Origin of the sequence: Staphylococcus sp. AtDRG32, from assembly GCF_004365845.1 — a bacterium.
Lineage (GTDB): Bacteria > Bacillota > Bacilli > Staphylococcales > Staphylococcaceae > Staphylococcus > Staphylococcus hominis.
Window position 1 is genome coordinate 31,085 of record NZ_SODE01000007.1, and the last position, 20,119, is coordinate 51,203.

23 protein-coding genes are annotated in these 20,119 nt (G+C 32.8%); 1 reads left to right on the top strand and 22 read right to left on the bottom strand.

Features of this window, described 5'->3' with window-relative positions; translation table 11 throughout:
- Position 1 precedes the first annotated feature (1 nt).
- From atpG to fdaB, 22 genes are all read right to left on the bottom strand, one after another.
- Positions 2–868, bottom strand: a complete 867-nt coding sequence (gene atpG, locus BDW25_RS09140; protein ID WP_133945451.1) for an ATP synthase F1 subunit gamma — start codon at positions 866–868, stop codon at positions 2–4.
- A 31-nt stretch (positions 869–899) separates the two neighbouring features.
- On the bottom strand, positions 900–2,408 hold the full coding sequence (atpA, locus tag BDW25_RS09145; RefSeq protein WP_002448637.1) for a F0F1 ATP synthase subunit alpha: 1,509 nt from the start codon (positions 2,406–2,408) through the stop codon (positions 900–902).
- Positions 2,409–2,426: 18 nt separating this feature from the next.
- Positions 2,427–2,966, bottom strand: coding sequence for a F0F1 ATP synthase subunit delta (locus BDW25_RS09150; RefSeq protein ID WP_002448668.1), 540 nt, complete (start codon positions 2,964–2,966; stop codon positions 2,427–2,429).
- Complete coding sequence (locus BDW25_RS09155; RefSeq protein WP_002448661.1) at positions 2,966–3,496, bottom strand: F0F1 ATP synthase subunit B; 531 nt, start codon at positions 3,494–3,496, stop codon at positions 2,966–2,968. Before BDW25_RS09155 ends, BDW25_RS09150 begins: the two co-directional genes overlap by 1 nt.
- Before the next feature lie 86 nt (positions 3,497–3,582).
- Positions 3,583–3,795 (bottom strand): F0F1 ATP synthase subunit C, encoded by a 213-nt coding sequence (gene atpE / locus BDW25_RS09160; RefSeq protein WP_002448651.1) that lies wholly within the window; start codon positions 3,793–3,795, stop codon positions 3,583–3,585.
- A gap of 32 nt (positions 3,796–3,827) precedes the next feature.
- Complete coding sequence (gene atpB, locus BDW25_RS09165) at positions 3,828–4,553, bottom strand: F0F1 ATP synthase subunit A (protein WP_002448665.1); 726 nt, start codon at positions 4,551–4,553, stop codon at positions 3,828–3,830.
- Positions 4,554–4,581: 28 nt separating this feature from the next.
- On the bottom strand, positions 4,582–4,929 hold the full coding sequence (locus BDW25_RS09170; RefSeq protein ID WP_002455060.1) for an ATP synthase subunit I: 348 nt from the start codon (positions 4,927–4,929) through the stop codon (positions 4,582–4,584).
- 147 nt (positions 4,930–5,076) lie between these two features.
- Positions 5,077–6,222: a non-hydrolyzing UDP-N-acetylglucosamine 2-epimerase gene (wecB, locus tag BDW25_RS09175; protein WP_002448685.1), complete on the bottom strand. Its 1,146-nt coding sequence runs from the start codon at positions 6,220–6,222 to the stop codon at positions 5,077–5,079.
- Between the two features lie 19 nt (positions 6,223–6,241).
- The gene (gene upp, locus BDW25_RS09180; protein ID WP_133945453.1) at positions 6,242–6,871 is read right to left on the bottom strand and encodes a uracil phosphoribosyltransferase; all 630 of its coding nucleotides are present in this window, start codon (positions 6,869–6,871) and stop codon (positions 6,242–6,244) included.
- Positions 6,872–6,895: 24 nt separating this feature from the next.
- Entirely contained in the window at positions 6,896–8,134 is a 1,239-nt protein-coding gene (gene glyA, locus BDW25_RS09185; protein WP_002448684.1) for a serine hydroxymethyltransferase, read from the bottom strand.
- Positions 8,135–8,158: 24 nt separating this feature from the next.
- Entirely contained in the window at positions 8,159–8,683 is a 525-nt protein-coding gene (locus BDW25_RS09190) for a TIGR01440 family protein (RefSeq protein ID WP_002448698.1), read from the bottom strand.
- A gap of 109 nt (positions 8,684–8,792) precedes the next feature.
- The gene (locus BDW25_RS09195) at positions 8,793–9,209 is read right to left on the bottom strand and encodes a low molecular weight protein arginine phosphatase (RefSeq protein WP_002455058.1); all 417 of its coding nucleotides are present in this window, start codon (positions 9,207–9,209) and stop codon (positions 8,793–8,795) included.
- Positions 9,206–10,246 carry an L-threonylcarbamoyladenylate synthase gene (locus BDW25_RS09200; protein WP_002455057.1) on the bottom strand — a complete coding sequence of 347 codons (1,041 nt, stop codon included), beginning with the start codon at positions 10,244–10,246 and terminating at the stop codon, positions 9,206–9,208. Before BDW25_RS09200 ends, BDW25_RS09195 begins: the two co-directional genes overlap by 4 nt.
- Before the next feature lie 84 nt (positions 10,247–10,330).
- Positions 10,331–11,167 (bottom strand): peptide chain release factor N(5)-glutamine methyltransferase, encoded by an 837-nt coding sequence (gene prmC, locus BDW25_RS09205; RefSeq protein ID WP_133945455.1) that lies wholly within the window; start codon positions 11,165–11,167, stop codon positions 10,331–10,333.
- On the bottom strand, positions 11,154–12,230 hold the full coding sequence (gene prfA / locus BDW25_RS09210) for a peptide chain release factor 1 (protein WP_002448694.1): 1,077 nt from the start codon (positions 12,228–12,230) through the stop codon (positions 11,154–11,156). The genes prmC and prfA overlap by 14 nt, the downstream gene beginning before the upstream one ends.
- On the bottom strand, positions 12,230–12,829 hold the full coding sequence (locus tag BDW25_RS09215) for a thymidine kinase (protein ID WP_002448715.1): 600 nt from the start codon (positions 12,827–12,829) through the stop codon (positions 12,230–12,232). The genes prfA and BDW25_RS09215 overlap by 1 nt, the downstream gene beginning before the upstream one ends.
- A gap of 174 nt (positions 12,830–13,003) precedes the next feature.
- Positions 13,004–13,261 carry a type B 50S ribosomal protein L31 gene (locus BDW25_RS09220; protein ID WP_002448672.1) on the bottom strand — a complete coding sequence of 86 codons (258 nt, stop codon included), beginning with the start codon at positions 13,259–13,261 and terminating at the stop codon, positions 13,004–13,006.
- Positions 13,262–13,376: 115 nt separating this feature from the next.
- Positions 13,377–14,693: a transcription termination factor Rho gene (gene rho / locus BDW25_RS09225; protein ID WP_002448642.1), complete on the bottom strand. Its 1,317-nt coding sequence runs from the start codon at positions 14,691–14,693 to the stop codon at positions 13,377–13,379.
- A 239-nt stretch (positions 14,694–14,932) separates the two neighbouring features.
- A complete protein-coding gene (locus BDW25_RS09230; protein WP_002448710.1) occupies positions 14,933–16,360 on the bottom strand; it encodes an aldehyde dehydrogenase family protein in 1,428 nt (475 codons plus the stop codon).
- A gap of 109 nt (positions 16,361–16,469) precedes the next feature.
- Positions 16,470–16,805, bottom strand: a complete 336-nt coding sequence (locus BDW25_RS09235) for a winged helix-turn-helix transcriptional regulator (RefSeq protein WP_002448699.1) — start codon at positions 16,803–16,805, stop codon at positions 16,470–16,472.
- 87 nt (positions 16,806–16,892) lie between these two features.
- Positions 16,893–18,164, bottom strand: a complete 1,272-nt coding sequence (locus tag BDW25_RS09240) for a UDP-N-acetylglucosamine 1-carboxyvinyltransferase (protein ID WP_002448717.1) — start codon at positions 18,162–18,164, stop codon at positions 16,893–16,895.
- A 396-nt stretch (positions 18,165–18,560) separates the two neighbouring features.
- Positions 18,561–19,418, bottom strand: a complete 858-nt coding sequence (gene fdaB / locus BDW25_RS09245) for a class IIb fructose-bisphosphate aldolase FdaB (protein ID WP_002448638.1) — start codon at positions 19,416–19,418, stop codon at positions 18,561–18,563.
- A 161-nt stretch (positions 19,419–19,579) separates the two neighbouring features.
- Between fdaB and BDW25_RS09250 the strand changes: the two genes are divergently transcribed.
- Positions 19,580–20,101: a DUF2529 domain-containing protein gene (locus tag BDW25_RS09250; protein ID WP_002455052.1), complete on the top strand. Its 522-nt coding sequence runs from the start codon at positions 19,580–19,582 to the stop codon at positions 20,099–20,101.
- Positions 20,102–20,119 lie beyond the last annotated feature (18 nt).

A 20,119-nucleotide genomic window follows, 5' to 3' on the forward strand; every position in this document is an offset into this window, starting at 1 on the left:
ATTATTCAAGTGCGGCAGAACCACCAACAATTTCTGTAATTTGTTGAGTGATTTCAGCTTGTCTCGCTCTATTATATTGTAATGATAAGTCATCAATAAGTTCAGTTGCATTATCAGATGCATTTTTCATTGCAGTCATACGTGCTGCATGTTCACTAGCCTTAGCATCAAGAATCGTTCCATAAATTAAACTTTCAACGTATTGTGGAAGAATAACTCTTAAGATTGAGTCTTTATCTGGTTCAAATTCATATGAAGACATTTGACCTTGGCCTTGACTAGAATCTTCTTGAGATAATGGTAGAACTTGTTTAACAGAAGGTTTATTTTCAAGAACACTAACATAGTGGCTATAATAAATCTTAAGTTCATCAATATGTTCTTCACTGAATAAGTCAATCGCATGCTTAGCGATAGCTTGTATTGATTTAAATGAAGGTTGATCAGGTACATCAACAAGTGAACTTTCAACTTCATAACCTCTATTTTTAAGGAAATCAACACCGGATTGACCTAAAACAATAATGCTATATTCATCACTATTTGTATGTTTTTCTTTAATGTCATTGACTAGTCGCTTAAGCACATTCGAACTATAAGCACCCGCTAATCCTTTGTCACTTGTAATAACCAAGTAACCACTACGTTGAATATGTCTTGGTCTTAACATTGGATGATTTGAATTTTTACCTGCGCCTGCAATAGCAGTTATCGCATCTTGCATTTTTTCCATATAGGGTTCGAATTGCTTAGTATTTTTTTCAGCTCGACGTAATTTAGAACTTGAAACCATGTTCATCGCTTTGGTAATCTGTTTCATTTTTTTCGTCGATTTAATACGACTATCTATCTCTTTAAGAGAAGCCATTATCTCACCACCTTTTTGATTTAAAGTTTAGTTATTCAGATTTGCTAAAACTTTTCTTAAATTCATTAATAGCTGATTCAAATTTAGCATCATCTGGAAGATTACCAGTTTCTCTGATTTCCCCTAATAATTCTGAAGCATTTGATTTAGACCAACTATTTAATTCATCTTCAAAACGTGTAATGTCTTCTACAGGGATATCATCTAAATAACCTTTTGTTAAGGCATAAATAATTAACACTTGATTTTCAACAGGAAGTGGCTTGTTTTGATCTTGTTTTAAAACTTCAACCGTACGTTTACCACGTTCTAATTTTCTAGCAGTATATTCGTCTAAATCAGAACCAAATTGTGCAAATGATTCTAACTCACGATAAGATGCTAAATCTAAACGTAATGTACCAGCAACTTTTTTCATTGCTTTAATTTGTGCTGAACCACCAACACGTGATACAGACTGACCAGCATTAATCGCAGGTCGTACACCTGAGAAGAATAAATCAGATTGTAAGAAAATTTGTCCGTCAGTAATTGAAATCACGTTAGTTGGAACATATGCAGAGATATCCCCAGCTTGTGTTTCAATGATAGGTAAAGCTGTAATTGAACCGCCACCTAATGCATCGTTTAATTTAGCTGCTCTTTCTAATAATCTACTGTGTAAGTAGAAGACGTCACCTGGATACGCTTCACGGCCTGGAGGTCTACGTAATAATAATGATAATTCACGATAAGCAGCTGCTTGTTTAGTTAAATCATCATATACAACAAGTACATTTTTTCCATTAAACATGAACTCTTCACCCATTGTCACTCCTGAATAAGGGGCGATGTATAATAATGGTGCTGGTTCCGCTGCTGATGCAGATACAACAATTGTGTAGTCTAAAGCACCAGCTTGACGTAATTTTTCAACGTTTGCACGTACTGTTGAATCTTTTTGACCAATAGCTACATAAATACAAATTGTATCTAAACCTTTTTGGTTTAAAATTGTATCAATACCAATCGTTGTTTTACCTGTTTGTCTATCACCAATGATTAACTCACGTTGTCCACGACCAATTGGTACTAATGCGTCAATCGCTTTAATACCAGTTTGTAATGGTTCATCAACTGATTTACGATCCATAACGCCTGTTGCTTTTTGCTCAACAGGGCGTGTCTTAGTGGAATTGATAGGACCTTGTCCATCAATTGGTTGACCAAGTGGATTTACAACACGTCCGATAAGTTCTTCACCTACTGGCACTTCCATGATACGGCCAGTACGTTTAACTTCGTCGCCTTCTCTAATTTCACTATAAGGTCCTAAAATTACGACACCCACATTTGATTCCTCAAGGTTTTGTGCTAAACCAAGCACACCGTTTGAAAACTCTACAAGCTCACCAGCCATACAATCATTTAATCCGTGAATTAATGCAATACCATCACCAATTTGAAGGACGGTACCTACATCATCAACAGACATTTCTGACTCATAGTTTTCAATTTGTGAGCGAAGTAATGCACTGATTTCTTCAGCTTTGATGGCCATCTATGTCACTCCTCTTTTTTAATTAACTCTTTTAAATTTACGCTCTATTTGTTCTAAATCATTTTTTATACTACCATCTAATACAGTAGTCCCAACTTTTGCTCTAAACCCGCCAATTAAGTTAGGATTTATTTTAGTTGTAATATGTACTTTAGACAATTTAGTTTTGTTAAGAATTACTCTTTCAATATGAGATAATTCTTCTTCATTCAATTGATATACAGATTCAACCAAAGCATCACCTTGATTATAATGATGGTCATACAAATGTTTAAATTCTTTAAAGATAGAATGTATAAGCGCTAAATGACGATTATTTGCTAAAATCATTAGCATATTTTTTAAGTAATAGTTCGCATCCCCAAATACAATACCTGCAAATTTACGTCTTTCAGAAGCAGGTTGATTAGGATTTGAATCAATTGCTTTTAAATCATCAATGTAATTTAAAGTTGCATTACTAACTTCTTTTAATTCTTCATACATTAAATCTAATCGATCTTTATCTATAGAGACATCAAATAAAGCTTTAGCATATTTTTTTGCTACATCTGCCATTATTTATCGCCTGCCTCTTTAAGATACTTATCAACGAGACCTTTTTGATCTTGTTCTGAAATCTCTTTTTGTAAAACTTTAGAAGCAATTAAAACAGATAACTCAGAAACTTGATTATTAATATCTGCAAGAGCGCGTTCTTTTTCACTTTTGATTTCACTTTGTGCTGTTTCAATCATACCATTTGCACGTTCATGTGCATCTTTAATAATTTCTTCATGTTGTTTACGTGCTTGAATTCTTGCATCTTCAAGAATATGATGAACTTCATCTTGTGTTTCTTTAAGTGTCTTTTTATTTTCTTCTTCAAGTTTTTGTGCATTCAATTTTGCTTCTTCAGCTTCGTCAATATCTCTATTGATATCGCGTTCACGTTTATCCATTACTTCTTTTAATGGACCCCAAGCAAATTTTTTCAATAACGCCAATAGGATAATAAATGTAATAATTGTAACAATTGTTGTTCCCCATTCAACGCCACCTGCAGCTGCACCTAAAACAAATGAATTGGTTAATGCATTCACTGGCATTTGACACTCCTTTCATTATTAATCATCACTTTGCCACTAAATAAAACGAATGGCGAAGATCAAAGAGACTTCGCCTCGAACATTTCTTATCTGAATAATGTCATGAATGAGATAACAACGCCGATGATTGGTAATGCTTCAACTAAACCAATACCAATGAACATAATACTCATTAATTGACCACGTGCTTCTGGTTGACGTGCTACACCTTCAACTGTTCTTGAAACAATAAGACCGTTACCGATACCAGCACCTAATGCTGATAAACCGATTGCAATTGCTGCTGCGATTAAACCCATATTAATAATTCCTCCTAAAATGTTTGTTTATGTTAATGTGCGTCCGCAACTTTATGGGACATGTAAACCATAGATAGCATAATAAAGATATATGCTTGGATTGTACCGACAAAGATTGAGAATCCTTGCCATATAATTAAGCCAGGAATACTAATTATCCAGCCCCAGCCGTTTTGGAAAAACAGGCCAGCTAATAGTGATAATAGTAACTCACCAGCAAAAATATTACCGTAAAGACGTAAACCTAGTGTTAATGTTGAAGAGAATTCTTCAAAGACATTAATAATTGCTAATGGCCAGAAAGGTTTAAAGTAATTACCAACATATGCCTTTGTTCCACGCATTTTAACACCATAATAATGTGTTAATAAAATCATCATCGTAGATAACGTCAACGTTACAGTCGCGTCAGCAGTTGGAGATTTCCACCATAAATAATGATCATGTGTAACAATTGCAAATGGTAAACCTAGCATATTGGCAACAAAAATAAATAAAATTAATGTTACCGCCAAGAAGTGAAATTGACCACCTTTTTTCCAAGCCATGTTACTCTCAATAATGCCTCTTACAAAATCGAAAATCCATTCGATAAAGTTTTGTTTGCCACTAGGTCTTTTCTTGAGATTACGCGTACAAACAATAGCTATTATAAAAACAATAATAGCAGTAATAATAAGCATCATAATACTTGCTAAGTTGAAAACAATATCAAATCCAAACACATTCCAACTTACGAGTGGGGATTTGTGATCCATGTACTCACCTCTTTCTGTATATAGTTTACTATTTTAGCAAGAGAGGGCGTAAAATGATTAATACATAAGAAATCATAAGGCCTATCATTATACCAATGATATTTACATTCTCTTTAAAGACAACCCATACTATACATGCAATAATTGCGACTAAGTATCTCCATACATTGCCTGTAGAAATATGTATATTATCTGGTTGTTTTGTCCTAGAAAGATATATCTCAAAAATGTATGTGTTGATTAGAGACCCGAGTGTCCCAATTATTAAGCCTAATAAAAAAGAATTAGATTTAATAAAATACAAAATACTTAACATTATTAAAAAATAAATGTAATATTGAATGAATTGTCTAAATATGATGCTGAACCGTTTCATTCTTTGTGCCTCCAAAACTTATGACAATCATGGAAACCGTTCCACTCATACAAATTTAATAATAATATAGGGTAATTTATGTGTCAATTCTATTCAAATTGTTGTTTAATTTAACACCAATATTGTCATAAAATGTTCACAATTAAATCAACAATTTTTTAACTTTTCAAATTCTTTAGGTATTTCTTCGGTTAATCCTAAATAGTATTTAATGCTTTCACATATACGTTCAGATGCCTTTCCATCTCCATAAGGATTTTGAGCATATGCCATATTATTATAAACTTGTTTGTTCATTAATAATTTTCTTATTTCTTGATACACATGTGTATACTCTGTTCCAATTACTTTTAATGTTCCAGCTTCTACACCTTCAGGTCTTTCAGTTACATCTCTAAGAACTAAAACTGGTTTATTTAATGATGGTGCTTCTTCTTGAATGCCTCCAGAATCAGTCAAAATTAAATAAGCATGATTAGCAAAATTATGAAAATCAACAACATCTAATGGTTCAATAAGCTCTACTCTTGGATGTTTTTCTAAGTAAGCGTATGATAGTTTTCTAACTTCGGGATTCATATGTAAAGGAAAAACTACTACCACGTCTTCAATATCTTCAACGATATCTCTAACTGCTTTGAAAATATGTTCCATAGGTTTTCCAATATTTTCTCTACGATGAACGGTCAGCAATACAATTTTTTTATTTTTATGCTTTTCTATCAACTCAGAGGTATAATTTTTATTAATTGTAAAATTTAGTGTATCAATGGCAGTATTGCCAGTAATAACTATAGATGTCTTATCTTTATTTTCTTGAATTAGATTGTGTTTTGCACCAATAGTAGGAGCAAAGTGTAAATCGGCAATGTTACTAACCATCTGTCGATTTATTTCTTCTGGAAAAGGCGCATATTTATTCCCACTTCTAAGACCAGCTTCTATGTGTCCTACAGATGTATGATTATAAAATGCTGCTAATGCGCCAGAAAAAGTAGTCGTGGTATCACCATGAACAAGTACCATATCTGGACATTCTTTTTTCATAATTTGCTCAAGTTGAATAATAGATCTAGCTGTTATTTCTGAAAGAGTTTGCCCTTTTTTCATGATATTCAAATCATAATGGGGTGTTATGTTGAATGTTTTTAAAACTGAATCAAGCATTTCTCTATGTTGAGCAGTTACAACAATAATTGGTTCTAGCATTGAATCTTTTTCAAGTGCTTTAACTAAAGGTGCCATTTTAATTGCTTCTGGTCTTGTACCAAAGACTGTCATAATCTTTCTCATAATATTTACTCCTATAGTACTATTTAGTACCAAATAATCTATCCCCAGCGTCTCCTAAACCAGGTGTAATATATGCTTTTTTATTAAGTTTTTCATCTAAAGCTGCAATATAGATATCAACATCTTTATGCGCTTCTTGCATTTTTTCAACACCCTCAGGTGCGGCAATTAAACACATAAAACGAATATTCTTTGCACCTCGATTTTTTAGTGAATTGATTGCTTCGATTGCTGAAGCGCCTGTAGCTAACATTGGATCAACTACTATAATTTCACGCTCATCAATATCTTGAGGTAATTTAGCAAAATATTCTACTGCTTTTAATGTTTTAGGATCACGATACAATCCAATATGTCCTACACGAGCAGCTGGAACTAAGTTTAATACACCATCTGTCATCCCTAAGCCTGCTCTTAAAATAGGTACAATTGCTAATTTTTTTCCAGCTAATCGTTTGGCTGTCATAGTTGTTACAGGAGTTTCAATTTCTACATCTTGCAATTGTAAATCTCTTGTAACTTCATATGCCATTAGCATACCTACTTCATCAACAAGCTCTCTAAATTCTTTTGTTCCGGTATTTTTATCACGAATGTAACTCAATTTATGTTGAATGAGTGGGTGATCAAATACATGTACTTTACTCATAATTCATTTCCTCCATTTATGTTGTTATTCATATAGCGGATATTGTTGAGTCAATTGTTTTACTCTATCACTAGCTTCTTTCAATTTTGCTTGGTCATTTGAATTTTTTAATGCTGTACTGATAATTAAAGCTACTTCTTTAAATGCTACTTCATCAAAACCACGCGTCGTTGCAGCAGGAGTGCCTAGTCTAATTCCACTTGTAACGAATGGTTTCTCCTGATCAAAAGGTATTGTATTTTTATTACATGTAATACCAATTGAATCTAATGTTTCTTCAGCCTGTTTACCAGTTAAATTAACTGATTGTTTCACATCTACTGAAACTAGATGATTATCCGTACCTCCTGAAACAATTCTAAATCCTTCATCTTGAAGTGTTTCAGCTAAAGTTTTAGCATTTTTAATGACTTGTTCTTGATACACTTTGAAATCTGGTTCTAAAGCTTCTCCAAAAGCAACAGCTTTTGCAGCGATCACATGTTCTAGTGGTCCACCTTGAATTCCAGGAAATATTGTCTTATCTATCTCTTTTTTATATTTTTCTTTGCAAAGAATTAGGCCTCCACGTGGTCCTCTCAGCGTTTTATGAGTTGTACTGGTAACAAAGTCAGCATATTCTACAGGATTAGGATGTAATCCAGTTGCTACTAAACCTGCAATGTGTGCCATATCAACCATTAATTTAGCACCAACTTCATCAGCAATTTCTTTAAATTTCTTAAAATCTAATTGTCTAGAATACGCTGACGTACCAGCTACAATTAATTTAGGCTTATGTTTCAGTGCTAATTCACGAATTTCATCATAATTAATTCTTTCAGTTTCTTTATCTACACCATAATCGATAAAGTTATAAAACTTACCACTAAAATTAACTGAAGCACCGTGGGTTAAATGACCACCATGACTTAAATTCATTCCAAGCACAGTATCTCCCATTTCTAAAGCAACTAAATACACTGCCATATTAGCTTGCGAACCTGAATGTGGTTGTACATTTGCATGTTCAGCTCCGAATAAAGCTTTGATACGTTCAATAGCAATTGTTTCTGTAACATCAACATATTCACAACCACCATAATAACGACGACCTGGATAGCCTTCTGCATATTTGTTTGTCATTACAGATCCTTGCGCTTCCATTACCGCTTCTGAAACAAAGTTCTCTGAAGCAATGAGTTCAATATTATTGTTTTGACGGTTATATTCATTTTGAATCGCTTCATAAATAATGTGATCTTGTTCTTTAATATAAGACATATATTCCCCTTCTTCCTTTAGAACTTATTCGTATTTAGCTCTTTCTCCACCAATTTTTTTTGGTCTTGAAGTAGCGATTGTAACTATAGCTTCACCAACTTTTTTAACGCTTGTTCTCAATGGAACACAAACATGATTAATGTGCATTCCAATAAGCGTCTGACCAATATCAATACCTTTAGGCACTTTTATATATTCAATGACTATTGGATCGTTCATATGTTGATAGGCATATGTAGCAAGACTTCCTCCTGCATGAACATCTGGTACAACAGTTACTTCTTCCATAGTAAATGGATTATAATCTTCACGCTCAATTGTAATCGCCCTATTGATATGTTCACAACCTTGAAACGCAAATGAAACGCCCGTTTCACGTTTTATACGTTCTAATTCATTAAAAATAGTTTCAGCGACTTCCATTGAACCAACTGACCCAATTTTTTCCCCAATTACTTCAGAAGTTGAACATCCTATCACACACATCTCATCTTTCTTGAAAAAAGATTGGGATTTCAATTCATCCAGTAAAGTTGTAAGTTCTTGCATATTATTTCACCTCACTTGCAAAGATAAAAAGAAGCATAGCTGACAAGCTATACTTTTTTATTATAACTTATTTATTACTCAACTTATACTATTAGCGTAATATTTCTCTTTATTCTTCGTGTTTCAATTTGTTAATAAGAGCGTATAATTGGTTAAATGTGTGACGATAGGTATCTATGCTACCGCCAAATGGATCACCTATTTCACCTGTTTCTGATACATACTCACATAATGTATAGATAGGATATTCTGTCCCATATTGACTGATTAACTGTCTTTTATGATTATCGGTCATTGTTAAAATTAAATCACTTTTTAAGTCATCTTGACTGAATATTTGAGATACAGAGGGTTCTGGTAAATTATTTTCTAAAATAACTTCTAATGCTTCAGGAGTGATAGATTGTCCATTCATTGCAAATAATCCACGTGATTGAATAGAATCGTTAGGTAGAAGCACTGTAGCTATACTTTCTGCAATAGGACTTCTACACGTATTTCCAGTACATACAAATATTATCTTCATAATTCTCTTCCTTTAACTATTTGATTTCCCGTTGCTTTCATCATACGATTCATAACTGCTTCAGAGCCTTCAATATTATCAAAAGTATAAATAAATGCTTTTTGTATTCGTTCATCATCATCAATGTCATGTAAAATTTTATATAAGTTATGATTAGCCCCTTTAACATCTCTTTGATTTTCACAAAGAGAGATAAATGTACAATCTTTAGGTACATACTTTTTCATACTAGAAGGTAAAACAAATGCTAACCCTGATTCATTTAACTCAGAAATAGGTTGTGTAAATTCAGTTAACATATATACAGGTGTTTTAGGTGCATAGTGTTTATATTTCATACCTGGTGCTATGGGCCGTTCTAATTGATTATAATCATATTGAATGACGCTGTGAGGTACCACGTGATTAAGCATTGTTTGAGTAATTGAGCCTGGTCTTGCTATTCTAAAAGGAAATTGTGTGCAATCTAAAACTGTACTCTCTAAGCCTTCTTCACTTTGATCCCCATTTACAATACCATCTATTTTTCCATTTAAATCATTATACACATGCTGAAATGTCGTTGGAGAAGGTCTTCCACTTATATTTGCACTGGGTGCTGCGATTGGCAAATCAACATATTCTAATATGGCTCTTCCAATTGGATGACTTGGCATTCTTACAGCAATAGAATTAAGCCCACCTGTCACTTTCTCACATAAGTATCCTTGTTTTAAAGGAAGAATAAACGAGATTGGGCCAGGCCAAAATGCATTCATTAATTTTTGGGCTTCCTTAGGGATAGTGGATACAAATGCATCCATTTGTGATTGCTTGTAAATATGAACAATCAGTGGATTATCAGACGGACGTCCTTTAGCTTTATAAATGTTTTCTACTGCCTGTTCATTTTTAGCATTGGCACCTAAACCGTATACTGTTTCAGTAGGTATCGCAATTAGGCCCCCATTTTCATAAATAGTTTTTATTTCTGCTAATTGAGAAAACGTTTGGGAATCTTGACTATAATCTTTCATATTCCATATTTTTGTTTTCATTTTGATCACACCTTTCACATATGTGAAGTTATTAAAGAAAAAGAAGTGGGTTAGAAAATAATACATTTCTTTCCCACTCCACTATTACCACTTAAATGAAATCATTCTATTTAATCCGTTAATATCTTTCAAGAGATTTACATTAACATGCGGATATTTATTTATAATACGTGCTTTTAATATTTCTCCTTGATTATAACCAATTTCAAAAGTTACATAAGCCCCTTTATTAAGTACTTTGGGTAAATCATCTAGAATCATCTCATAAATCTCATACCCTTCATCTTCAGCAAATAACGCGATAAGAGGTTCATACTTTACTACTGTATCTTCCATATCTTTCATCTCAGTTTGATCAATATAAGGAGGGTTTGATATTAAGCCATCTAATTTAATATTTTCTTTAATAAGTGGTTTAAGGGCATTACCTTTTAGAAATCTGATATCCGCTTTTAATTGATGTGCATTATCAGATGCTACCTCTAGAGTATCTTCAATAAGATCTGTGGCTATTACATTTAAGGTTGGATTTAGTTTTTTAAGTACAATTGCAATCGCTCCACTGCCTGTTCCTATATCAGCAATTGTACTCCCATCCTTACAATGCTCTATAAAATGAAGCATGACTTCTTCTGTTTCTGGACGTGGAATAAGACAATGAGAATTTACTTGTAATTGATATCCATAAAATGATTGAAAACCAACAATATATTGAATGGGCTCTCCTAATAACATACGGTCTAATGCAAGTGAAAATTTTGCTTCTTCAGCTTGAGACATCTCATCATACATATGCATTAAATAATCTGTCCTAGACCATTCAAATAAGTCTAACATCAGCCATTCCGCTCTAGATTGTTCAAATCCTTTTTCTTTTGTTAATTCAATCGCTTCTTGTAAGGTATCTTTAAAGCTCGCCATTATTTAGTTCTTTCAGTTTTTCAGTTTGCTCAGAAAGTGTTAATGCATCAATAATTTCATCCAATTTACCTTCCATAATTTGGTCGAGCTTTTGTAAAGTTAAACCAATTCGATGATCTGTCACACGACTTTGAGGATAATTATAAGTTCTTACACGTTCAGAACGATCTCCTGTCCCTACAGCTGATTTACGTTGAGCCGCATACTTTTGTTGTTCTTCTTGTAATTTCATATCATATAATCGCGCTTTTAATACTTTTAATGCTTTTTCACGGTTTTGAATTTGTGATTTTTCTGAAGACGTTGCAATAATACCGGTTGGAATATGCGTAATACGTACAGCAGAGTCTGTAGTATTAACGTGTTGACCACCAGCGCCACTTGAACGATACGTATCAATTTTCAAATCTTCATTACGCACTTCAATTTCTACATCTTCAACTTCAGGTAAAACAGCTACAGTCGCTGTAGATGTATGAATGCGTCCTCCAGATTCCGTTTCGGGCACACGTTGTACACGATGAGCACCATTTTCAAATTTCAACTTACTATAAGCACCACTACCTGAAACTGAAAAACTGATTTCTTTATATCCACCATGATCACTTTCTGCCGCTTCAACAATTTCAGTTTTAAAATTTTGAGATTCCGCATATTTTGTATACATTCTTAATAAATCGCCTGCGAAAATAGCTGCTTCATCTCCACCAGCTGCTGCTCTAATTTCGACAATAACGTCTTTTTCATCGTTTGGATCTTTAGGAATTAACAAGAATTTAAGTTGTTCTTCTAATTCTGGAAGTTCACTTTTTAATCCTAATGCTTCTTCTTTTAACATTTCAATTTCTTCTTTATCATCTGTTTCAGTTAGCATTTCATCTATTTCTGCTACTTCTTCTCTTTTACTTTTGTAATCTCTATAAACATCTACTGTTTTCTGTAAATCAGCTTGTTCTTTAGAATATTTTCGTAATTTATCTGGATCATTAACAATTTCTGGATCACTTAACATTTCATTTAACTGTTCATATCTTTCTTCAACAATATCTAATTGATCAAACACTATATTTCCTCCTTGTCATTGATGCTAGGTGCTACAATATGATGTGCTCTGCATCTTGGCTCATAACTTTCATTTGCTCCTACTAATATAATTGGATCATCAATTCTTGCTGGTTGTCCATTAATTAAACGTTGCGTCCGACTTGATGACGAACCACATATTGCACAAACGGCTTGTAATTTGGTCACTTGTTCACTTACAGCCATAATTTGAGGCATGGGGTCAAAAGGTTCACCTCTAAAGTCCATGTCTAATCCTGCTACTACAACTCTATGACCATCTTCAGCTAGCTTTTCTACTATATGTACAATTTCATTATCAAAAAATTGAATTTCATCTATACCTATGACATCAAATTGAGATAAATTTTGTAATAGTATTTCTCTAGCTGTTGAGATATTAATGGCTTCTAGCTCATTACCATCATGTGATACAACTTTCTCTTTATGATACCGGTCATCAATAGCTGGTTTAAATACGATTACTTTTTGTTTAGCATAAATTCCTCTTCTTAATCGACGAATTAATTCTTCCGATTTACCACTAAACATACTTCCAGTAATGCATTCAATCCAACCAGAATGGTAAGTCTCATACATTATAAGTTCCACCTTTTTCAAAACATAATCGATTAATTATATCATATTTTCGATTATTATAAATGAGTTTATTACTGGGTTATCACTGAAGAAATTAATAAAATAGTTTAGAAATAAAAAAATACCTGCTTAATTCTATACATAATAGATTAGGCAGGCATTTTAAGTTCAAAATTAATTGTTGTTTGATTTGAGACCAAACTTTTTGTTGAAACGTTCCACACGACCATCCGCAGCAGCGAATTTTTGACGTCCTGTGTAGAATGGATGTGAATCAGATGATACATCTAAGCGAATAACTGGGTATTCGTTACCATCTTCCCATTCCATTGTTTCTGAAGAAGTTTTAGTAGAACCACTTAAAAATTTAAAGTTCGTTGTTGTATCTAAAAAGATGACTTTGTGGTAATCAGGATGAATTCCTTGTTTCATTTTTTTCAGCTCCTTTGCCCTGAACCATCTGGAACAGAGTTATTTGTGAGTTTTTACCCAATACTGTGTAATTATAATAGTTATTGAAGGAAAACGCAACCCTCAATCACATATTTTAGATAATTGGTTTTCCTGTTTTTGTACTTTCAGCGGCTGCCTTTTGCAATTGTTCAAAAAATTCTTTGTTATTTTCTGAACGTTTTAATTTTCTTATAAAACGCTCTGTAAAATCGGTAGAATCAGTAAACATATTTCTAAGTTGCCATAATGACTCTAATTCAGACTTACTAATTAATAATTCTTCTTTACGCGTAGAACTACGCCCAATATCAATAGCTGGGAATATTCGACGTTCAGATAATTTACGATCAAGATGAAGTTCCATATTACCTGTACCTTTGAACTCTTCATAAATCATATCATCCATACGTGAACCTGTATCTACTAGAGCCGTTGCTAAAATAGTTAGGCTACCACCTGCTTCAATATTACGAGCAGCACCGAAAAATGCTTTAGGCTTATGTAAGGATGCTGGATCCAAGCCACCTGACAATGTTCTACCACTAGGTGGGATAACAAGGTTATATGCTCTTGCTAAACGCGTAATAGAGTCCATCAAGATAATGACATCTTGTCCTATCTCTACAAGACGTTTTGCTCTTTCTAATAATAATTCTGCTACCTTAACGTGATGTTGAGGAGGTTCATCAAAAGTGGAATGTACTACTTCTGCTGACTCTACTGAACGCTCTATATCAGTTACCTCTTCAGGTCGTTCACCTACTAATAATATAAATAATTTAGCATCTGGTTTATTTGTACTAATTGCATTTGCAATTTCTTTAAGTAATGAAGTTTTACCAGCTTTAGGAGGAGCGACAATAAGACCACGTTGACCTAAACCAATTGGAGTAACTAAATCCATAATTCGAGTAGAATAATTTCGAGGCTCTGTTTCAAGAATAATTCTTTCCTCTGGATATAACGGAGTAAGTGCTTGGAAATGAGGACGTTTTTTTACAACTTCTGCATTTTCATCATTAACAAAGTCAACTTGTAGAAGTCCATAGTATTTTTCATTGTCTTTAGGCTTTCGTACTTTTCCAGTTACTTTATCGCCTCGTTTAATTTCAAAACGTCTAATTTGACTAGCTGATATATATATATCTTTTTCACCTTTAGAATAATTAACGGTTCTTAAAAAACCATATCCATCAGGTTGTATATCATCTAAAACACCCTCCATATAGTAATTTCCATCTTTTTCCATTTGAGCTTCCATAATTGCCAAGACAAGCTCACTTTTATTCAATTTACTATAATTAGTTAGTTTTAATGATTTTGCTTTTTGCGTAAGTTCTTTTGTCGTATAATTTTTATACAATTCATGAAAAGATTCATATTGTGGTGATGTTCGTTCTCTTTCAGGCATAAATTGCACCCATTTCTTATATTTTTATAAAAATCATCTAGCTACTAGCATTGTTAAATCATCTAAATGATTATAACTTAAATGTTTTAAACGTTAGCATCTTAAATACTAGAATTAATATAGCAAATTTTTAATTTAATTACAAAATGATTTTATTAAATTTCAAAAAATAAAACAGCTCATGGAACTAAAATGATTCCATGAACTGTATTTATATTAAACTATTTCATTATACTTAATTATTTAAAATAACCAGCAATTGATTTTACTTCTAAGAACTCTTCAATTCCGTAGTCGCCCCATTCACGACCGATACCAGATTGTTTATAACCACCAAATGGTAAATAGGGTTCGTTTGGAGATTCATTAATTTGAATTCTACCTGCCTCAATTGAACGTGCCACTTTTTGAAGCGTTTCTTTATCTTTACCAATTACATATCCTGCTAAACCATATTTAGTATCATTAGCAATTTCGATTGCTTCGTCTAAATCATTATATGTGATTACTGAAACAACTGGACCAAAAATTTCTTCTTGTGCAATAGTCATATCATTTTTAACATTTATAAAAATAGTTGGTCTAGCAAAATAACCTGTATCTAATCCTTCTGGTTTACCTGGACCACCATATAATAATTCAGCGCCTTCTTCAATACCTTTATCAATATAAGATTGTACTGTGTCGAATTGTTTTTTACTAATGATTGGTCCTACTTGGGTATTTTTATCAAGTGGATCGCCAACTTTAACATTACTAAACTCTTCTTTTAAGGCAGTTAAGAATTCTTGTTTAATACTTTCTGGAACTAAGATTCTTGTTCCTGCAGTACATACTTGACCAGTATTATTAACAACCTTTCCAGTTGTAGCTTTTGCAGCTTCTTTAATATCTACATCGTCAAGTACGATATATGGTGATTTGCCACCTAATTCAAGAGATACTTTTTTGATATCTTTAGCTGCTTTTTCCATAATTTTAGAACCTGTAGCTCCAGAACCAGTGAATGACATCATTCTAACTTTAGGATGTTCGCTTAATGGATTACCTACACCTTCACCATCACCATTAACTAAGTTAAATGCGCCTTTAGGAACGCCTGCTTTTTCAAAGATTTCAGCTAAAATTATTGCAGCAAATGGTGTTTCTTCAGAAGGTTTTAACACAACTGGACTACCTGCAGCAAATGCTGCTGCTAATTTAAGAGATGTTTGATTAGTTGGGAAATTCCATGGTGTAACTAATCCAGAAACGCCAATCGCTTCTTTAGTTACCAAATCATCTCCGCGACGTTCTTCAAATTCAAATGAATCTAAAGCTCTACGTGCTTCTGAAAAGTGTTGTAAACCCATTTGATAATGAACATTTTCTGAAACAGTTAGTGGAGCGCCTAACTCTGCTGTAATTGCTTCAATAATATCTTGTTTTCTATTTTTATATTCTTCTACTATTCTATCTAGTAGTTGTTTTCTTTCTTCAACTGAACTATGGCGAAATTCTAAATATACGTCATGAGCAGCTTGAACCGCTTTTTCTACGTCTTTTTCATTACCTTTTGCAACTTTTCCAATAACTTCTTCTGTTGCTGGATTAATTACATCAATTGTTTCGTTACTTTCACTATCAATCCATTCACCATTAATATATTGTTGAGTATAATTTCTCATCAATGATTCACTCCTTAAGAATGTGTATGTCTAATATATATCCGATTTGATGTTATTTAAACATAATTAAAAGGTTAAAGTTTATATAAACTCCAACCTTTTAACTATATTATTTAACTGAATCGTTATGTTCTAATGTGACGTAATCTCTAGCCCATGCTTCAATTGGTCTTAAAGCCTCAGCAAGTGCTTTTCCTTTATCGGTTAACTCATAAACGATAGAAACAGGACGTGTAGAAATGACTTTTTTGTCTACTAATCCCCACTCACCTAATTCTGTAAGCTTAATACTTAATGCACGTGGAGTAATTGTTTTTAAATCCCTTTTCATATCGGAAAAGTGTGCAGTATAATCAGCGCATCGAGATAGGTAATTAATGATTAAACCGTTCCAACTTCTACCAACAATTTTAAAGGTTTCTTCGAGATATGGACAGATTTCCATTGTCTTCACCTCTATTCAAAACTTCTTAAACATTGCAGGTATTTAATATACTTCAGCAATTAATATATTTAAGTATATCAAAAATAATTAAACTTGTTCAGTCCAAATATCCGCACCTAATTCTTTAAGATGTTTAACGATATCTGTATATCCTCTATAAATATGTTTAACATTATAAATTGTTGTAACACCTTCTGCTAGTAATCCAGCAATAATCAAACAAGCTCCTGCACGTAAATCACTCGCATATACTTCGGCACCTTGAAGTTTAGAAGGTTTAATTGTTGCAGTACCAGTAGACGTATCTGCTTCAATACTAGCTCCCATATTTTTGAGCTCTTCTACATGGCGGAAACGAGCTGGATATATCGTTTCTGTAACGAAAGAAGGACCATCTGTCATAAATAATAAAGGCGTAATAGGTTGTTGTAAGTCAGTAGCAAATCCAGGATATACTAATGTTTTAATATCTACATTTTTATATGATGATTTACCTTTAATTACTATTTGTTCTTTATCATCATCGATATCAATATCAACGCCTAATTCATTTAGTTTAACTGTGAGGGCTTCTAAATGTTTAGGTACAATATTTTTAATTGTTACTTCTTCACCACAAGCAGCTGCAATACACATATACGTTCCCGCTTCAATTCTATCAGGAATCACTTGATATTCGGCTCCATGTAACTCTTCAACACCACTGATTTTTAGAGTACTCGTACCGGCGCCTTTGATATTTGCGCCTAAGCTATTTAAAAAGTTTGCTACATCTACTACTTCTGGTTCTTTGGCAGCATTTTCAATCGTTGTTTGCCCTTTTGCATGAACAGCTGCAAGCATAATATTGATGGTTGCACCAACACTTACCATATCTAAAAAGATGTTGGCTCCGTGCAATTCTTTTGCTTCTATTTTCATTGATGTATCACTTGATTCATCAATTTCAGCACCTAAAGCTTTAAATCCTTTAATGTGTTGATCAATTGGACGTGGGCCTAATGGACAACCACCTGGTAAACCAATCACACATTTTTTAAATCGACCTAACATGGCTCCCATCATATAATAAGAGGCACGTAAAGATTCAACTTTATTATTTGGTAATGGTGCATTTTTAATTTCTGATGTATCAACTTCTAATGTTTTACCATTAAGATTTGTTTTAATATTTAAATCTTCTAATAAACTCACAAGTGTTTCAACATCTGAGATTTGCGGTAAACCGTCAATTTTCACTTGTCCTTGCGCTAATAAAGTAGCTGGAATAATAGCTACGGCACTATTTTTTGCACCACTAATTGTAACTTCACCCTTTAGTGGTTGACCCCCTCGGATTTTAATTACTTCTTGACTCATTTATTTTTTCTCCTTTATCGCCTTTTGTAAAATTATACATAATTCGCATTATAAATTATATATTATTTATTTGTAAAACACTAACTTTTAAAAAAATTTAGCAATTATAATATTAATATTAATATCTAAAAATCTAATAATTCATATAACGGATTGATAACACTATTATAAATCAATTTATACAATTAATTAATTCTGTTTTTTCATAAATTTTATAAAAAGTTAATTTAATTTTTATACATCGTGAGTCAGTCATTGAGTAACACTCCGCACGACTAACTTTATACAAATACTTTAATAATATATCGTAAAATTTTGTATAAAATAAAAAAACTGTCAACAAAGCGATCACTTTGCTGACAGTTAAGGTTGCCTTAACCTTTAATAATCTTTATTTTATTTAGCACGATTAGACGTACCAAACTCTCTAATCTTGCCTTTTACTGTTTCTTTAATAGCTTCACGTGCTGGACCTAAGTATTTACGAGGATCGTAAACTTCTTTATCATTGTTCAATACATCTCTAACAGCTTTAGCTGAAGCAATTTGATTTTCAGTATTTACATTAATTTTTGCAGTACCATAAGGGATTGCTTTTTGAATATCTTTAGTTGGAATACCTGTACCACCATGTAAAACAAGTGGTAAGCCAGTTGATGCACCAATTTCTTCCATTTCTTTGAAGCCTAATTTAGGTTCGCCTTTATAAGGACCGTGTACTGAACCTAATGCTGGTGCTAAAGTATCAATACCAGTTCTTTCAACTAATTCTTGACATTCTTTAGGATCAGCATAGATGATACCGCCTACAACATCATCTTCTTGTCCACCCACTGTTCCTAATTCAGCTTCAACTGACACGCCATGTTGATGTGCATATTCTACTACTTTAGAAGTAATTTCAATATTTTCTTCAAATGGGCTATGTGAAGCATCAATCATTACTGAAGTAAATCCAGCATCAATAGCTTCTTTACACTTTTCAAAACTTGAACCATGATCTAGGTGGATAGCTACTGGTATAGTAATATTTAAATCATGCATTAAACCTTCTACCATTTTAACTACTGTATAAAAACCACTCATGTAACGTGCAGCACCTTCGGAAACACCTAAGATAACTGGCGCGTTCTCTTCTTGAGAAGCTTCTAAAATAGCTTGTGTAAATTCTAAGTTATTTAAGTTGTATTGACCAACCGCATAACCATTTTCTTTCGCATCGATTAACATTTCCTTCATTGAAACTAATGGCATGAAAGTTCCTCCTTGTATCCAATTACATAAATTTTCAAAAATTATTATAGCAGATAATATTTTTTATTGCATGCTTAATTTAAAAATAAGTGATAACTTTTGAAGCTTCATTGCATAAAATATCATATTTCATTACAATACTAATGAAATGGAGGATAATCATGTCAAAGATACTACAAACACAATTAACGGGTGTATTCAATCGTTTAGAAGACCAGGCGTTAGATATACAAATGGCTGCTCAATGTTTAATCCAAGCTATTGGTGGAGAAGGGTATGTATATATTAATGGTTATGGAGACTTAAAATTCTTTGAAACTTTTATATTAGACAGTGATGAAAAATTAAATTCTAGTAAAAAATTGAGTGAATTAAACAGTTTAAATGACTTAGACACAACTGATCGTGTATTTTTATTCTCTCCTTTTTATACCAAGGAAGTTGCTCAAGATGTTCAACAATTAATAGACAAAGATATTGATTTTGTATTAGTATGCAATCGTCCTAAACAAGAAGATTTCCCTGAACATCTTATGCATTTTGTAAACTTATCAACCCCGCGTCCAATCGTATATACTGAGGATTATGATAAAATTGTACAACCTCATACAATGGCGTTTAATTACATTTACTATGATATATATACACAAATGATTGAAATGACTAGAGACTTGGAATTATAAAATAACTTTATAATCATT

Coding starts and splice junctions, on each gene's coding strand:
- atpG (WP_133945451.1), bottom strand. CDS start 868: ATGGCTTCTCTTAAAGAGATAGATAGTCGTATTAAATCGACGAAAAAA.
- atpA (WP_002448637.1), bottom strand. CDS start 2,408: ATGGCCATCAAAGCTGAAGAAATCAGTGCATTACTTCGCTCACAAATT.
- BDW25_RS09150 (WP_002448668.1), bottom strand. CDS start 2,966: ATGGCAGATGTAGCAAAAAAATATGCTAAAGCTTTATTTGATGTCTCT.
- BDW25_RS09155 (WP_002448661.1), bottom strand. CDS start 3,496: ATGCCAGTGAATGCATTAACCAATTCATTTGTTTTAGGTGCAGCTGCA.
- atpE (WP_002448651.1), bottom strand. CDS start 3,795: ATGGGTTTAATCGCAGCAGCAATTGCAATCGGTTTATCAGCATTAGGT.
- atpB (WP_002448665.1), bottom strand. CDS start 4,553: ATGGATCACAAATCCCCACTCGTAAGTTGGAATGTGTTTGGATTTGAT.
- BDW25_RS09170 (WP_002455060.1), bottom strand. CDS start 4,929: ATGAAACGGTTCAGCATCATATTTAGACAATTCATTCAATATTACATT.
- wecB (WP_002448685.1), bottom strand. CDS start 6,222: ATGAGAAAGATTATGACAGTCTTTGGTACAAGACCAGAAGCAATTAAA.
- upp (WP_133945453.1), bottom strand. CDS start 6,871: ATGAGTAAAGTACATGTATTTGATCACCCACTCATTCAACATAAATTG.
- glyA (WP_002448684.1), bottom strand. CDS start 8,134: ATGTCTTATATTAAAGAACAAGATCACATTATTTATGAAGCGATTCAA.
- BDW25_RS09190 (WP_002448698.1), bottom strand. CDS start 8,683: ATGCAAGAACTTACAACTTTACTGGATGAATTGAAATCCCAATCTTTT.
- BDW25_RS09195 (WP_002455058.1), bottom strand. CDS start 9,209: ATGAAGATAATATTTGTATGTACTGGAAATACGTGTAGAAGTCCTATT.
- BDW25_RS09200 (WP_002455057.1), bottom strand. CDS start 10,246: ATGAAAACAAAAATATGGAATATGAAAGATTATAGTCAAGATTCCCAA.
- prmC (WP_133945455.1), bottom strand. CDS start 11,167: ATGGCGAGCTTTAAAGATACCTTACAAGAAGCGATTGAATTAACAAAA.
- BDW25_RS09215 (WP_002448715.1), bottom strand. CDS start 12,829: ATGTATGAGACTTACCATTCTGGTTGGATTGAATGCATTACTGGAAGT.
- BDW25_RS09220 (WP_002448672.1), bottom strand. CDS start 13,261: ATGAAACAAGGAATTCATCCTGATTACCACAAAGTCATCTTTTTAGAT.
- rho (WP_002448642.1), bottom strand. CDS start 14,693: ATGCCTGAAAGAGAACGAACATCACCACAATATGAATCTTTTCATGAA.
- BDW25_RS09230 (WP_002448710.1), bottom strand. CDS start 16,360: ATGAGAAATTATACTCAACAATATATTAATGGTGAATGGATTGATAGT.
- BDW25_RS09235 (WP_002448699.1), bottom strand. CDS start 16,805: ATGGAAATCTGTCCATATCTCGAAGAAACCTTTAAAATTGTTGGTAGA.
- BDW25_RS09240 (WP_002448717.1), bottom strand. CDS start 18,164: ATGAGTCAAGAAGTAATTAAAATCCGAGGGGGTCAACCACTAAAGGGT.
- fdaB (WP_002448638.1), bottom strand. CDS start 19,418: ATGCCATTAGTTTCAATGAAGGAAATGTTAATCGATGCGAAAGAAAAT.
- BDW25_RS09250 (WP_002455052.1), top strand. CDS start 19,580: ATGTCAAAGATACTACAAACACAATTAACGGGTGTATTCAATCGTTTA.